The organism is Antarctobacter albus (genome assembly GCF_900101505.1).
Taxonomy (GTDB): domain Bacteria; phylum Pseudomonadota; class Alphaproteobacteria; order Rhodobacterales; family Rhodobacteraceae; genus Antarctobacter; species Antarctobacter albus.
Genome location: NZ_FMZI01000001.1, coordinates 16,315 through 30,925 on the forward strand (window position 1 = coordinate 16,315; position 14,611 = coordinate 30,925).

Below are 14,611 nucleotides of genomic sequence, written 5' to 3' on the forward strand. Positions count from 1 at the left end.
ATTCCATAATGACCAAAGTCGCGCTTTTCGGAGCTGGCGGCAAAATGGGGGTCCGTCTTTCGCTGAACCTCGCGAAGACGGATTTCGACGTCAGCCATATCGAGATCAGCGACCCCGGAAAGGCGCGCCTGAAGACCGAGGTCGGTGTCGAGGCCGTCGATGCCGAAACCGGGTTGCAGGGGGCAGAAGTTGTCATCCTTGCGGTGCCGGACACCGTGATCGGCAAGGTTGCGGCGAACGTCGTGCCGACGCTGGCACCGGGCACGATGGTGGTCATCCTGGATGCGGCCGCGCCCTATGCCGGGCACCTGCCGGAACGGGAGGACATCACCTATTTCGTGACCCATCCCTGCCATCCGCCGATCTTCAACGACGAATCCACCGAGGCCGGTCGCAAGGACCATTTCGGCGGCGTCGCGGCGCAACAGGGCGTGGTCAACTCGCTGATGCAGGGGCCGGAAGAGCATTACGCGCTGGGCGATGCCATCGCCCGCGCGATCTATGCCCCGGTCGCCCGCACCTATCGGGTCACCGTCGAACAGATGGCCCTGCTGGAGCCGGGCCTGTCGGAAACCGTCTGTGCCTCGCTGCTGGTGGTGATGCGCGAGGCGATGGACGAGGTCGTCAAACGCGGTGTCAGCTATGACTGCGCGCGGGATTTCCTGCTGGGGCACATGAACATCCTCGGCGCAGTGATCTTCGACGAGGTCGAGGGCCAGTTCTCGGACGCTTGCAACAAGGCCATCGAGTTCGGCAAGCCCGCCCTCATGCGCGACGACTGGAAAAACGTCTTTGAAATGGACGAGATCGCCGCCAGCATCCGGCGCATCACGTGACTTGAATGGGCCGCCCCTGTTCGGGGCGGCCTACTTGGCTTGACGCGGTCACGCCTGCATCTGGCGCGCCAGTGCAATCAGCGCCCGGTCACTGCCACGCGGACCGACCAGCGACAGACCGACAGGCAGCCCGGCGCGGGTGCGCATCGGCAGGCTGACCTGCGGCAGCCCGGCGTGACCCGCCAAGGACAGCAGCGTCAGTGCGCGGTTGCGGTAGTCTTCCATTTCTTCGCCCTTGACGGACAGCAGCGGGGCAGGACCCGGTACCGTGGGCAGGACGATCACGTTCCGCTCTCCAAGACTGGCGACCAGGTGGTCCTCGATCCGGGCGCGGTCCTTGCGCGCCTGCGCGATCTCTTCGACCGTCAGGGCAAGCGCGCCTTCGAACCGCTGTTGGATGCCGGGGCCGAAGGCCGGCGCGGTCTCTGCGATCCAGTCGCGGAAATTCGCGGCCACCTCTGCTCCCTGGCAGATCCGGAAGGTCGGCAGCAGCAGGGTGCGCAGGCAATCGGAAAACAGCGGGGGACCAAGATCCTGGCCGGGGGGCAGCAGCGCCTCGGCAGTCTCCGGCTCTGCCAAGTGCCAGAGGTCTTCGGGATACAGGAACGCGCCGTCCAGGGGGGCGGCCGCCGGTGCGAACTGCTCCGCCACCAAGGCAAGCGTTTCCGCGTCCCGCGTCAAGAAGCCCGGCACGTCATAGCTCTGCGCCAGCGGCACAAGGCCCTCTGCCGGCAACAGGCCGTGGGTCGGGCGCCAGCCATGGACACCGCAAAAGGCCGAAGGCAGGCGCACGGACCCGCCGGTATCCGTCCCCAGCCCAATTTCGACGGCACCGGAGCCCACCGCCACGGCGGAACCGGACGAGGAACCGCCGGGCATCCGGTCCGGCGTGATCGGGTTCACGGGGGTGCCGTAGCGCGCGTTCTGTCCCATCAGGGAATAGGCCAGTTCGTCCATCTGGGTCTTTCCGATGGCCTCGGCCCCGAGGTCCAGCAGCCGAGCGACAAGGGGGGCGGTCGTTTCGGCCACCTCATGCGTCGCGGCCCATTCGGGGTTGCCACAGCCGGTGACATGCCCGGTGACGTCGAAATTGTCCTTCACGGCAAGGCGCAGACCCGTCAGTGGCCCCTTGCCCGCGGACAGCGGCGGATCGAAGATCGAGACGAAGGGAGGGGCGCTGAAATGCATCACGATCCGTCCTGCATCAGCGAGACATGGGCCGCGACCACGCGCCAGCCGTCTTCGGTGCGAACCCAGGTCTGGCTCTGGCGGCCAATGCGGGTCGAGCCGACGCGCTGGAACTGCAGGTTGCAGATGCCGACATCCGGGCCAAGTGTCGTGATCTCGCGCCGGATGACCTCACGTTGGGGCGATCCGCCGGTGCGGCCCTTGCGGAAGGCGCGGATTTCCTCGATCCCGTAGAGGTTTTCGCCCACGCCGTATCGCAGCGTGTTTGGATTGTCCCAGAACAACCCGTCCAGGACCTCCAGATCATTGTCCATCAGCGCCGTCTCGTAGAGATCGCATGCGGCGGTCAGCTCTGCCAGCGCCTCGGGCTGGTTCAACGTCACGGTCATGCGCCGTCTCCGATCGCTTTCAGGATGTCCTTGCTGTCTCCGACAAAGCCGAAACACTGTCGCACGTTGTAAAGCGTCGCATCCATGCAATATCCGGGCGAGGTCGTGCCCGAGCAGTCCTCGAGCATGATGACGTCGTAGCCGAGGAAATTGGCGTCCTGCAGCGTGCACAGCACGCATTGATCGGCGTTGACGCCCGCGAACAGCACGGTGGTGATGCTGAGGTTGCGCAGGATGCTGTCCAGTTCGGTGTCCTGGAACCCGGACATCCGGTATTTCGACACGGCGATGTCGCCCGGTTCCGGCGCCAACTCATCGACCACGGCGGCGGCCCAGCTGCCTTCCTCCAGCACATGCGACCCGTTCGAGGGCAGCGGCTTGCCGATGCCGGTCGACCGACCGTCGGGATCGTAGACATGCAGCACCGAGGGCGGCAGGTTCATGCGGTCGGGCCGGTTGCCCCAGTTGAGCCAGATGACCGGCACGCCCTGTGCCCTGAGTTCAGGCAGCAGCGCCTGCAGCGGGGCGATCTGCGCCCGCGCGGGGGATACGTCGACGCCAAGGTGAGCCAGCCAGCCGTCGCCGTGGCAAAAGTCGTTCTGCATGTCGATCACGATGATCGCTGTGCGCGACAAGTCGATGGTGACGGTGCGGTCGCGGTCGCGCAGGGTGACGGGACGTACCGGCGGCTGGCTGCGGGTCATGTCGACGCTGGATTTGCTGACATGCCATGCGTTGCGCGGCGTGGCACCAAGGGGCAGGGGGGTGTCGGGGGAAAGATCCGTCATTTCAGGCCTCTGTCAGGACGCGCAGGTCTTCGTCGTCCAGCTCTACCCGCTCTCCCGACCGGATCAGCTCGGAGAAATCCTGGTTCGGGGTCATGACCGTCAGGGTATAGAGCTTGCCCGCGCCGGTGTTCTCGACGACGTGGACGGAACCGGGGTTCAACAGCAGCGCGTCGCCTTTCGCGATGGGCAGGCGGTCGCCATCGGACGAGGCATAGCCCTCGCCCTCGATGACGTAAAAGAACTCATGCGCCTTGGAATGGCTGTTCGGCGGGGTCGCGCCGCCCTTGGTGAAGATCTCGACGACGTAGATGTTGTCGGTGGGCGCATTGGCGGGGTCGAAGAGCATCACGAAATAATTGCTGTCCGAGGGTGCGATCTTCCAGGCTTCGGCCTTGGCGACCTGTTCATGTGAGAAGGATTTGATCATCTGGGGAACCTCTTGTCAGTACGCAGTCTTGCGGGATGGTGATGAGGGGGCGGACGTGCCATGAATGGCATCGAAAACCCGAGTTTCGATGACGGATTGGCAACGGAGAAACGGATGCACGCGAGGGTTCTGACCTATGTGGACGAGGTGGCGCGACAGGGGTCGATCCGGGCGGCGGCGGACAAGCTGAACGTCGCGGCCTCGGCGATCTCGCGGCAGATCAAGTCGCTGGAGGATGACCTGGGCACGCCGATCTTCAACCGGGCGCCCCGGTCGCTGACGCTGACGGCGGCAGGGGAAATCCTGCTGGTCCACATCCGTGAGACCCTGCGCGAGATGGACCGGAACCTGGCCCTGATCGAGGACCTCAAGGGGCTGCGCCGGGGCGAGGTTTCGGTCGTGCTGATGAGCGGGCTTGCCTCGAACATCGTGCCGCGTGTGGTGATGCAGTTCCGCAAGGCCAACCCCAAGGTCGCGGTGCGTCTGCAGCTGATGACCGACCCGGACGAGATGATCGCCGCCGTGGCCGAGGGGCATTCGGACCTTGCCATCGGCTTCGACTTTCCACCGCGTCCCAACGTCCGGCAACTGGCGGTCGCGATGGTCAACCTGGGCGTCGTCGTGCCGCCGGACCATCCCTTTGCGGGCCGTTCCAGCGTCCGGCTGGACGAATGCGCCGACTACACGATGGTGGTCGCGGATACGAGCATGGTGATCCGCCCGCACCTGGAAAAGCTCTTTGCCCGTTCCGGTGGACGACCCAGCGACCTGATCGAGACGAACTCGATCGAGATGATGCGCCACCTGACACGGCTGGGGGGCTGCATCACCTTCCTGACGCCCTTCGACATCGAGACGGAGGTGGCCGCAGGTCAGCTTGCCTTTGTTCCGGTCGAGGAATTCGCCCGCGAGACGCAGCGGCTCATCCTGCTGGGGCCGGACCGGAACCCGTCCGCGCTGGGCAGTGTCCTGGCAGAGCATTTCCGCGCCGCCCTGGGCTGAGAGACGTTCCATCGGCGTCACCTCGAATAGAGCCGGTCGAGGCGCACGAACTTGCCCAGCAGCGCCAGCGCCACCGTGGTGACGACGATCAGCAGGGCAGAGATCGCATGCGCCGTTGGTTCCAGCGCAAAGGTTGCCTCGGAATAGATCCGGACCGGCAGTGTCGTCAGGCGGGCGGTGGTCAGGAAGCTGGTCACCGTGACCTCGCCAAAGCTCATCAGGAAGCCGACCAGCGCCGCCGCGAAGATCCCCGGCGCCATGCCGGGCAGCGTCACCAGCAGGAAACAACGCATCTTGTTCGCACCCAGGCTGGCGGCGGCCTCTTCCAGCGAGCGGTCGAGGGACATGGCAGAGGTGGTGAGCAGGGTGATGATGAAGGGCAGGATCACGACGACGTGGATCGAGACCAACCCGGCAAAGGGCGGGATGATCAGGTAGACCTGCAGCAGCTTCAGCATGCCGACGGCGATGGCTACGCCGGGCAGCGACAGGGGCAGCATCCAGAAGGCCAGCAGAACGGGCCGCATCCGGAAGGGATAGCGCGCCAGGGCAAAGGCCGCCGGCATGGCCAGCGCGACCGCGATGGCCACGGCGACCAGGGCCAGCTTGACCGACACCACGAAGTTGGAGGTGTAGTCCCCCTCGATCAGGACGCGGCGATACCATTCCAGGGTAAAACCCTTGAACCCGGCCGCGGTGGCCAGCGGCACGTCGTTGAAGCTCTGGACCATGACCAGCACCAGCGGCAGTATCAGCAGCCCGATCGAGCAGAACAGCAGCAGGTAGCGCAGCGGCGCCCCGACGGTGTCGACCAGGGTCGCCACCCAGGCGGGGATCGTCCACGGCGAGGACGGCACGCCCTGGCGCCAGCGCATGAAGCGGTTGAGCCAGAGGGTCGCCAGCGCGATGAAGCCCAGACCGACCGTCGTCATGACCAGCGACAGGGCCGAGGCCATCGTTGCGTTGAGGTTGCTGATCGCCTCGTTCAGGACCAGCATCCCCATCGTCCAGACCTTGCCACCGCCCAGCAGCGTGGCAGAGACGTAAGAGGTGGTTGCCATCAGGAAGACCACGATCACACCCGACCGCAACCCGGGCAGCGACATCGGGAAATCGACGGTCAGAAAGCGCATCCCCGGCGAGGCGCCCAGGCTTTCGGCGGCCTCGTGGATGCGTGGAGAGGTGTTCTGCAAGTTGTCATAGAGCGCCAGCACCATGAAGGGCATGAAGACCTGCGCCAGCGCGATGATGACCGCCCCGTGGTTGAACAGCATGGTTTCCACCGGCGGAATGCCGAACCATCCCGTGAAGGTGTTGATCAATCCCTGCGGCGACAGCAGCAACATGATCCCCAGCGACCGGACAACCACGTTGGTCAGCAGGGGAATGAGGATCACCGCGAAGGACAGCGCACGCCATTTCGATGGCATGCGCGCCAGCCAGTAGGCCAGGGGGTATCCGAGAAGAGCCGAAATGGCGGTCACGGCCAGGCCGAGCAGCACCGTTTCGGCAATCACCGAAAGATAGAATGGATCGGTCAGGATCTTGACGAATTGTACCAGGGACGGGCTCTGGATCACCGGGCCGAAAGGACTGGGGTATTCGTGCAGCGACAGCAGCACGACCACGATCATCGGCGCCGCGAAGGCCAGAAGCAGCCATGCGGTTACGGGAAAGGACAGAACCGGACCGATCCAACGTTTCATCCAGCGATCTCCCGGTCGTATTTCGCCTGCCACTCGGAGCGGTGGGCGTTGATGTAATCCCAGTCGAAATCGACAAGGCTGTCGACATTGCCGGCGGTGATGACCTTGCCCTGCAGCTCGGGCGGGATCTCGACGTTGTTGACCGTGGGCGAGTAGTAGATCTCGTTCGCGTAGGCGAGCATGGTCTCGGGGCTGAGGTGGAGGTTCACCCATTCCTCGGCCAGCTTCTGGTTGCGCGTGCCCTCGGTGATGCAGGCCACGTTCATCGTCACGGCCTGGCCCTCGATCGGCTCTGCGATGGCGCAGTTCGGGTTGCGGCTTTCGGCGTACATGCGGGTGAAGGAGGCGAACTCGACCGACAGGTCGGCGACGTTCTGGTCCAGCATGTCGAACAGTTGTGCCTGGCTGCCCTGGATGCCGGCAAAGGGTTTCAGCTCCTTGACCTTCTCGACCACCTTGTCGAACTCGTCGATGCCGTAGCCCCAGGCCTTGGCGGTCATCATCAGGGCCGAGATGCCCTCGGCGCCCAGGCCGTTCGGCCAGGCGATCCGGCCTTTCCATTCCGGGTTCCACATGTCCTTCCACGAGGTGATCGGCGCCGAGGCGGCGGTCTTGTCGTAGACGATGGTGCAGGGGTTGAAGGCCACGCCGTAACCGCCGTTGCGGGCCAGCGGGTAGAGGTATTCGTAGTTCGGCACCGCGGGGCTTGCGGGCTGGGTGACGCCATCGGCAACGGCCTGGCGGCTTTCGTAGATGTTCAGGTACAGCACGTCAAAGCTGGGCCGGCCACGTTCCGCATAGGCGCGCGCGCGGCGTTCGCCGGTGCCGCCAAGGACGTAGGACACCTTGCAGCCGTATTTCTCGACCAGCTTGGGTTCGATGTGCTTCTTGACGATCTTTTCCTGCGCGCCGCCCCAGATGCCGACGACCAGTTCGTCGCCGGGTTTGGGCTGGGCGTAGGCCGGGCGGATGATCGACGCCGGGGCGGCGAGGCCCGCGGCCATCAGGCCGGTAAACTGTCTGCGGTTCATAGCCATGTTAGTCACTCCTGTTGGTTGGTGGTTGGGTCGTTCAGATGAAGGTCACGGCGCCGGGCAGGGCCTCGACAGAGGCGGTCGCGCCCGCGGGCGGGGCGGTCAGGTCCGAGGGAATGGTCAGCCGGACCGGTCCGCTGGCCGAGGCAAGGTCGATCTCGAAGGTCTCGCCCAGGTAGTTGACCGAGGTGACGGTGCCCGACAGGGACAGCGGCCCGGTCGGGGCGTCGCCAAGGCGCAGGCGCGAGGCGCGGAGCACCATCTTGGTCGCGCCGTCCGGCGCGCCTTCGCAGCGCACGCCCTTGGTCTGGAACACGCCGTTGTCGACGCTGCCGTTCAGCACCGTGCGCGCGCCCAGGAACTTGGCCGTGAAGGCCGACGTCGGCGCATCGCACAGCTGTTCCGGGGTGCCCAGTTCCGAGATCAGCCCGCCGTCCATGACGGCGATGCGATCGGACATCGACAGCGCCTCTTGCTGGTCGTGGGTGACGAAGATGGTGGTGATGCCGAGGCGCTGTTGCAGGGCGCGGATCTCGTCGCGCATTTCCGAACGCAGGTTGGCGTCGAGGTTTGACAGCGGTTCGTCCAGCAGCAGGACCTCGGGTTCGATCACCAGCGCGCGGGCCAGGGCGACGCGCTGTTGCTGGCCGCCGGAGAGATTGCCGGGCAGGCGGTCGGCAAAGGCCCCGAGGCCCACGGTGTCCAACGCCGCACGGGCGCGTTCCTGTCGCTGGGCCTTGGGGATGTTGCGCATCCGCAGGCCGAAGCCCACGTTTTCCAGTGCCGAGAGGTGCGGGAACAGAGCATAGGCCTGGAAGACCACGCCGATGTTGCGCTTGTGCGGGGGCAGGCGCGTGATGTCCTGCCCGTTCACCATGATGTGCCCGGAGGAGGGCTGGATGAAACCGGCGATCATGCGCAGCGTCGTGGTCTTGCCGCAGCCCGAGGGGCCAAGCAGGGACAAAAGCTCGCCGCGTGCGATTTCCAGCGTCAGCTGGTCGACCGCGACAGTGTCTCCGTACATGGCGGTAATCGCGTCAAGAATGAGATAGTTGCGGTCACGCATGGGGTGTTTCCTGATCTGCGGTAAAGACGAGTAGCCGGCTGGCGTCGTGGTGGATGGCGATGGTCGTGGCACGCACGCCTGGATCGGCCAGCGTGGTGGCCGGATAGGGCTGGAAGTCGGGCAGGGGGGCGGCCTGCAGGGACAGGCGCAGGGACTGTCCGGGGTGCAGGCTGTGAAAGAGGCCTTCGAACACCAGGCGCAGCGTCCCGCCTTTCAGGCGCACGACGGTCGTGGCCAGTGCCGTGGCGGTGCCTTGCCGGTCGACGACCGCCAGCGTGGCCGCCAGCCCGGGATGGGGGCCATCGACGTCCAGAGCGATCTCGGCCTCGACCCGGTCGCGCAACTGCACGCATGCGGTCATGGGGGCGGTAGTATAGCAGGCCACGTCGGACCGGTCGTGCAGAGGGCCAAGATCGACCGGACCGGTGAAGGCGCCCCCACAGAGCGGCGCCTGCCGGGTGGGGTCGAGGACCAGCATGTCTGTCCCCGGCGTCGCGGGGGCTGTCGTCAGGCGGCCATCCGTCACCATCTGCGCGGCAAGGCCGTCTGACGCAAGGTGATAGACCTTTGCGCCGGACCCTTCGAGCGTGTCGGTGTTATGCCAGCTGTCCTTGCCCGCATCATAGGCGGTGATGGCGGCGGGCCGTGGGCCGTGGTCCTTGAGGTAGTGATCGAAAAAGGCGAGCTGCGCCCGGTCGACAGAGAATTCCGCCCCAGGGGCCAGCCGCGCCGCGCCGGCGGAGCGGTTCCAGCCGATGTGTCCCCAGGGACCAAGGACAAGATGCGTGGTGTCAGGTGAGACCGCGCGAAAGGCCCTGTCGGCGGCCAGCGTGCCCCGAAGGAAGAAATCGGCGGTCCCGGCGGTCTGGATCAGGGGCACGGCGGGGGGCGGGGCCAGGTCGGCAGCGGGGTCTGCCCCCGGCTGGCCCTTGGCCCAGCGGGAAAGATGCGACAGGTCCGGGCGTGACATGAGAAAGTCGAAATGCGCCTGCCAACCCCGCTCCGGCGCCAAGGCCGCCAGCGCGACTGGATCACCCATCCGGCGGGCCTTCAACCGGGCCATCTGCGCCGCCCAGGAGGCCGACATGCGGCAGCGGAACAATCCGCCCTCGGAGAGCCAGTCGGTCAAGGGCGACCACGATGCCATCGAGACGGCCATTGCGTCGGGCCGCGCGCCGTCGGCCAGCATCTGGAACTGCGTGGTGCCCTGGTAGGAGAATCCGTATGTACCGACCTTGCCGTTCGACCCCGGCAGGTCGCGCGCCCAGTCGAGGGTCTCGGCGCCGTCCGCCGCCTCGTTGACCAGGGCATCGAAATCGCCCTCGGAGTCGCCGGTGCCGCGCACGTCCTGGACGGCGACGATATAGCCGCGCGCCGCGTACCATGCGGGATGGGCCAGTGTGACGGTCGAGGCGATGGCGCGGCCATAGGGCTGGCGCATCAGCAGGACCGGCAGGGTGTCCTGCGTGTCCGGTCGCCACGTGTCGGCGACCAGCCGGGTTCCGTCCTTCAGGCGCAGCTCCTGCCGGACAGGGGCCTGCACCGGCAGGAGGGACCGTCGAGGGCTGTCCACCATGTCACGCATCGTTGAACATGGTTTTCTGCGTCACGCGTTCGATTGGGAAATCCCGGACCTCCTTCAACAGCGCGACGAACCGGTCGGCGGCACGGTCCAGCGCGATCCGGCCGCGTTTCGCATCGGCGGCGGCTGCATTGCCGCATGCACCGGAAGGATGCAGGTCCTGCGTCTGCCAGCCGAAACCGATGCGGCCTTCGGGGGTCAGAATACCGCCCGCCTTTTCCATCTCGACGGAGTGCGGTTCGAAATCCTCGGCCAGGTCCATGTCCACCAGCTCGGGGTGAAGTTCCAGCAGCAGCGAGGTTTCGAATTCGCCGCCGTGAATGCCGTGCTTCATCTCTTGTCCGTCGAAGAGGTCCGAGACATCGAGGTCCGCCGAGGCATTGGCGCTGACCGCGAACATGCCCAGCTTGACCCGCAACTCGCGGCAGACGATTTCCATCACCTGGGGTTGGCCGCCGTGCCAGTTAGCAAAGACCAGCTTGCGGCAGCCGGTGCGCGCGACGCTTTCGCCGATCTCGAACCAGACCCGGGCGAGGGTCTCGTAGCTGTGCGTCAGGGTGCCGGGGAATTCCAGGTGTTCGACCGATTTGCCCACCGCCTGCATCGGCAGGATCAGGGCGTGCAGGTCGTCCGGGATGCGCTGGGCGACGCGCTCCATGATGCCGGCATTGATGGCGCTGTCGACGCGGACGGGCAGGTGGGGGCCGTGCTGTTCCACCGCGGCCGTGGGCAAAACGGCGACGACCTTGCTCATGTCCAGTTCGGAAAAATCCTTGGTGGAGAGGTCCCACCACCAGTTCGATTTGAGCTTCATCTGCGCCGTCTCCGTCAGGTGTTCGAGTGATTCACCTGACTGTTGTCGCGGTTTTTGATGCAGTAAAAGCGGCGAAATTAGAGGTTTGCGTTGCCAAAATGGCAACGGTTGGCGGAGGTGGCCCCATGGATGTCGAGGTTAAACGGCGTCCGGGTGACAGTGCCTCGGCAGCCTAGCCGGCCTTGGCCGGGGATGCATCCCGGCTGTCCTGATCGCAATATTCGCATGTTTTGCAAGGGACTGCGGACCTCGGACAGGGGGCGGACCGTCCGTGTCAGGCTGGCCCCTCTCCGGTCGAGGCGCAGGCGTGGATTGCGCCGTTCAGCAACCGGGTGCTGCGGGTTCAGTCCGGTTATCGCGCAGGAGGGGCGCCGCAGGGGGAATGCTGCGGTGCCGAATAGATGGGCGCAAACAGCGGAATTGCATAAAATCAAGGCGCGACCGGGGCGTGTCCCGATGACCGCGGCGGGATGACAAGCGCAGTTTGCAGATAGGGCGCGCGGAGGCGAAACGCGCTCATCGGACTGTGCCGCAGAGTTGGGCGAACCTTGCCACTTTTCGGAAAACCAAAGTCCCCGGCCCGAACCTTTTTGACTCTCCCGTAGGCTGTGCCAAAGTGTCGGCAGTGAACGATCGTCAAAAAAACTGTTCGACAACAAGGGAGAAACTCATGAAACGATTTATCACAACGGCACTTGTGACGTCGACCGCGCTGGCCCCGCTGAGCCTGGCGGCACAGGAATGCACCAACGACACATGGAAAAAGATCATGGAGAGCGGCACGCTCACCGTGGGGGTCAAGGCCGATTACAAGCCCTGGGGCTACCGCGGCACCGACGGGTCCATCATCGGCATGGAGCCGGACATGGCCCAGATGATCGCCGACACGATGGGCGTCGATCTTGAACTGGTGGCCGTTGTCAGCTCGAACCGGATGCAGTTTCTTGAACAGGGGCAGATCGACCTGATGATCGCCACCATGACCGACCGCCCCGACCGGCGCGAACTGGTGGGCATCGTCGGCCCCAACTACTACACCTCGGGCACTAACGTCATGGCGCCCAAGCAACTGGGCTTTACCGAGTGGAGCGACCTGACCGGCAAACCGGTCTGCGGCATCCAGGGCGCCTTCTACAACCAGATCGTCGAGGACCGCTATGACGTCGAGGTCGTGGCCTTCTCCGGCACTGCCGAGGCCAAGCAGGCGCTGCGCGACAAGAAATGCGTGGCCTTCGTCTACGACGACAGCTCGATTGGGTCGGATATCGCCAGCGGAAACTGGGACGATTTCGAAATGCCGCTGCCCTCTGAGGATGACAGCCCCTGGGCGCTGGCCGTGCCCAAGTCCGAGGAAAATTGCGTCTTCGGGGCCTTCATGAAAGGCATGCAATACCAATGGCACCTCGACGGTACTCTGGTCGAGCTGGAAGAAAAGTGGGGTATCAAGCCCACCGCCTTCCTGGCCAAGCAGCAGGAGCTGATCCAGCAGACGACGCCGATGCCGGAATAACATGAACGGATTCGAGGAGTTCTTTCGCGAACTCGCCGCCGAGCATGCGCGGTGGAACTTCATCTGGCTCTATGACGAGAAACAGGCCGGGCGGATTCTGTCCGGCCTGTGGATGACCATTCAGCTAAGCATTGCCTGCGTGCTGCTCTCGGTCATCATTGGCGTTTTCGGCGCCTGGGCGCAGGGCGCCCAGAACCGCGTGCTGCGCGGCGTGGTGCAGGGCTATATCCAGTTCTTCCGCAACACGCCGCCGCTGGTGCAGCTCTTGTTCTTCTACTTTGCGCTGGGCCAGTTCACGCCGTCCTACAGCCCGGACGGCTGGCTGGAGGTGCCGATCATCTCCAATGTCGGCTGGGCGATCATCTCGCTGTCCTTTTTCGCGGGCGCCTTCAACGTGGAAATCTTCCGCGCAGGCATCGAGGCGGTGCCTGACTCCACTGTCGAGGCGGCGGAGAGCCTGGGCATGACGCGCACGCAGACCTACCGCGAGGTGGTCTTTCCGCTGGCACTGAGGGTGTCGATCCCGTCGCTGAACAACAATCTGGTGAACCTGGTCAAGACGACGACGCAGGCCTATGCCATCGCCGTGCCGGAACTGCTGTATGAAAGCGTGTCGGTCTGGAACGATTTCCCCTCGGCGCAGAACCCCACGATGCTGTTGCTATTCGTGACCTATATCCTGCTGGTCGGCATCCTCGTGATGGGCATGAACCGTTGGGAACGCAAGATGAGGATCCCCGGCTATGGACAGTAGGCTGCACGGGCAGACCGACCTGCCGGTCATGAAACCCTATGTCCTGCGTGGACACCAATACGACGAGATGTTCCTGGTGCGCTGGCTGGGCAGTCTGCCGCCGTGGAGCTTTCTTGTCCTGCTGGCGCTCTGGCCTGCGGCGGCCTTTGCGCAATCGGCCAGTTTCGGCACGGCGGATGCCTTTGTCGCGCTCTGGCGCTGGATCCCCTTCCTGACCTTCCAGGGGTTCCTGTTCAACGTGTTGATCTCGCTGTTTGCCATGTTGATCGGCACGACTCTGGGCGCGGCGCTGGGCCTGGCGCAGGTGTCGCGCAACAAGGTGACGCGCGGGATTTCCTGGTCAATCACGCAGCTGTTCCGAAATTCGCCCTGGCTGGTGCTGCTCTTCGTGGTGCTGCTGGCTTTCCCGTTCGAGATCAATGTTTTCGGCCTGACCATCCCGATCCCGGCCTGGGTCAAGGCGGTGATCGGGCTGAGCCTGCCGGTCATGGCCAATATCTCCGAGATCGTGCGCGGTGCGGTCAACTCCGTGCCTTCGGCCCAGTGGGAGGCCGCGGAAAGCCTGTCCTTCACCCGCACGCAGACCCTGTGGCAGATCATCCTGCCGCAGTGTTTCAAGCGGATGATCCCGCCCTGGATGAACTGGTACGCGATCCTGACAATGGCGACGCCGCTTTGTTCGCTCCTGGGCGTGGGCGAGATCATCACCTTTTCCCGCCAGGCGATGGAGGCCGAGAACAACCACCCCGAGCTGCTGATGCCCTTCTATGGTTACGCGCTGGTGCTGTTCTTTGCCTATTGCTACCCGATCGCCCGGCTGACCATCGCGCTGGAACGGCGCTATTCCGTGAAACTCTGAGGCTGCCATGTCCGATCTCCACGCCATCGCCACCCGCGAAGACCTGCGCGCCATTACCGGCGAGGCGGGTGAGCGGCCCGCCGGCAAGGTCATCGACCATATCGACCCGCTCTGCGCGCGGTTCATCGCGGCATCGCCCTTTGTCCTGCTGGCGACCCGGGGGGCGGACGGGCTGCTGGATCTTTCCCCAAAGGGCGATCCGGCGGGATTCGTGGCCGTGCTGGATGACAAGACGCTGGCGCTGCCGGACCGGCTGGGGAACAAGCGTTTCGACAGTTTCGAGAACGTGCTGCACAGCCCCGAGGCCGCGCTGATCTTCCTGATCCCCGGCCACAACGACACGCTTCGGGTTGCGGGCAAGGCGCGGCTGACACGTGACCCCGACCTGTGTGAACGGCTGGCCGTCAACGGGCGCCCGGCGCAATTCGTCCTGCTGCTGACGGTCGAAGAGGCCTATCTGCATTGCGCGAAATGCATGATCCGCTCGCGGATGTGGCAGCCCGATCACTGGCCGGACACCTCGGACGTGCCCAGCCTTGCCGAGGCGATGGTCGCCCACGGCAAGCTGGTCGAGAAAAAGCTGGTCGCGGACGTCGACGAGATGGCGCAGATCATCGCCGACGACGCCAAGAACCGCCTCTACTAGGAGAGACAGG

Annotated in this window: 15 protein-coding genes; 6 read left to right on the forward strand and 9 right to left on the reverse strand. The window is 64.9% G+C overall.

The genetic code is table 11. From position 1 onward, the window contains the following. The first annotated feature begins 8 nt into the window (after window positions 1-8). Entirely contained in the window at window positions 9-836 is an 828-nt protein-coding gene (locus BLQ71_RS00090; RefSeq protein ID WP_074620283.1) for a phosphogluconate dehydrogenase C-terminal domain-containing protein, read from the forward strand. Between the two features lie 48 nt (window positions 837-884). Here the strand turns inward: BLQ71_RS00090 and BLQ71_RS00095 are convergent, their stop codons facing one another. From BLQ71_RS00095 to BLQ71_RS00110, 4 genes are read right to left on the reverse strand one after another with little or no spacing between them, the layout of a single operon-like run. Then, window positions 885-2,024, reverse strand: coding sequence for an amidase (locus BLQ71_RS00095; protein WP_074620284.1), 1,140 nt, complete (start codon window positions 2,022-2,024; stop codon window positions 885-887). Continuing rightward, window positions 2,024-2,413, reverse strand: a complete 390-nt coding sequence (gene hpxZ, locus BLQ71_RS00100; RefSeq protein WP_175459213.1) for an oxalurate catabolism protein HpxZ — start codon at window positions 2,411-2,413, stop codon at window positions 2,024-2,026. The genes BLQ71_RS00095 and hpxZ overlap by 1 nt, the downstream gene beginning before the upstream one ends. Then, window positions 2,410-3,201 carry a cysteine hydrolase family protein gene (locus BLQ71_RS00105; RefSeq protein ID WP_074620285.1) on the reverse strand — a complete coding sequence of 264 codons (792 nt, stop codon included), beginning with the start codon at window positions 3,199-3,201 and terminating at the stop codon, window positions 2,410-2,412. The genes hpxZ and BLQ71_RS00105 overlap by 4 nt, the downstream gene beginning before the upstream one ends. A gap of 1 nt (window position 3,202) precedes the next feature. Beyond that, a complete protein-coding gene (locus BLQ71_RS00110; RefSeq protein WP_043139959.1) occupies window positions 3,203-3,628 on the reverse strand; it encodes a cupin domain-containing protein in 426 nt (141 codons plus the stop codon). 60 nt (window positions 3,629-3,688) lie between these two features. Here BLQ71_RS00110 and BLQ71_RS00115 point away from each other — a divergent pair, with 60 nt between their 5' ends. After that, the gene (locus tag BLQ71_RS00115) at window positions 3,689-4,630 is read left to right on the forward strand and encodes a LysR family transcriptional regulator (protein WP_198543994.1); all 942 of its coding nucleotides are present in this window, start codon (window positions 3,689-3,691) and stop codon (window positions 4,628-4,630) included. Window positions 4,631-4,647: 17 nt separating this feature from the next. Here the strand turns inward: BLQ71_RS00115 and BLQ71_RS00120 are convergent, their stop codons facing one another. From BLQ71_RS00120 to BLQ71_RS00140, 5 genes are read right to left on the reverse strand one after another with little or no spacing between them, the layout of a single operon-like run. Next, window positions 4,648-6,336, reverse strand: coding sequence for an ABC transporter permease subunit (locus tag BLQ71_RS00120; RefSeq protein ID WP_074620286.1), 1,689 nt, complete (start codon window positions 6,334-6,336; stop codon window positions 4,648-4,650). Further along, entirely contained in the window at window positions 6,333-7,373 is a 1,041-nt protein-coding gene (locus tag BLQ71_RS00125) for an ABC transporter substrate-binding protein (RefSeq protein ID WP_074620287.1), read from the reverse strand. The genes BLQ71_RS00120 and BLQ71_RS00125 overlap by 4 nt, the downstream gene beginning before the upstream one ends. A 34-nt stretch (window positions 7,374-7,407) precedes the next feature. Then, entirely contained in the window at window positions 7,408-8,436 is a 1,029-nt protein-coding gene (locus BLQ71_RS00130; RefSeq protein WP_074620288.1) for an ABC transporter ATP-binding protein, read from the reverse strand. After that, a complete protein-coding gene (locus BLQ71_RS00135) occupies window positions 8,429-10,012 on the reverse strand; it encodes a CocE/NonD family hydrolase (protein ID WP_074620289.1) in 1,584 nt (527 codons plus the stop codon). Before BLQ71_RS00135 ends, BLQ71_RS00130 begins: the two co-directional genes overlap by 8 nt. A gap of 1 nt (window position 10,013) precedes the next feature. Continuing rightward, window positions 10,014-10,832, reverse strand: coding sequence for a creatininase family protein (locus BLQ71_RS00140; RefSeq protein ID WP_074620290.1), 819 nt, complete (start codon window positions 10,830-10,832; stop codon window positions 10,014-10,016). Between the two features lie 670 nt (window positions 10,833-11,502). Here BLQ71_RS00140 and BLQ71_RS00145 point away from each other — a divergent pair. The 4 genes from BLQ71_RS00145 to BLQ71_RS00160 are packed head-to-tail and all read left to right on the forward strand — an operon-like array spanning window position 11,503 to window position 14,601. Continuing rightward, a complete protein-coding gene (locus tag BLQ71_RS00145) occupies window positions 11,503-12,342 on the forward strand; it encodes a transporter substrate-binding domain-containing protein (RefSeq protein WP_074620291.1) in 840 nt (279 codons plus the stop codon). A gap of 1 nt (window position 12,343) precedes the next feature. Continuing rightward, window positions 12,344-13,096, forward strand: coding sequence for an amino acid ABC transporter permease (locus BLQ71_RS00150; RefSeq protein ID WP_074620292.1), 753 nt, complete (start codon window positions 12,344-12,346; stop codon window positions 13,094-13,096). Continuing rightward, window positions 13,086-13,955 carry an amino acid ABC transporter permease gene (locus tag BLQ71_RS00155; protein WP_229754817.1) on the forward strand — a complete coding sequence of 290 codons (870 nt, stop codon included), beginning with the start codon at window positions 13,086-13,088 and terminating at the stop codon, window positions 13,953-13,955. Before BLQ71_RS00150 ends, BLQ71_RS00155 begins: the two co-directional genes overlap by 11 nt. A gap of 7 nt (window positions 13,956-13,962) precedes the next feature. Continuing rightward, the gene (locus BLQ71_RS00160) at window positions 13,963-14,601 is read left to right on the forward strand and encodes a pyridoxamine 5'-phosphate oxidase family protein (protein ID WP_074620293.1); all 639 of its coding nucleotides are present in this window, start codon (window positions 13,963-13,965) and stop codon (window positions 14,599-14,601) included. The last annotated feature ends 10 nt before the right edge of the window (window positions 14,602-14,611 follow it).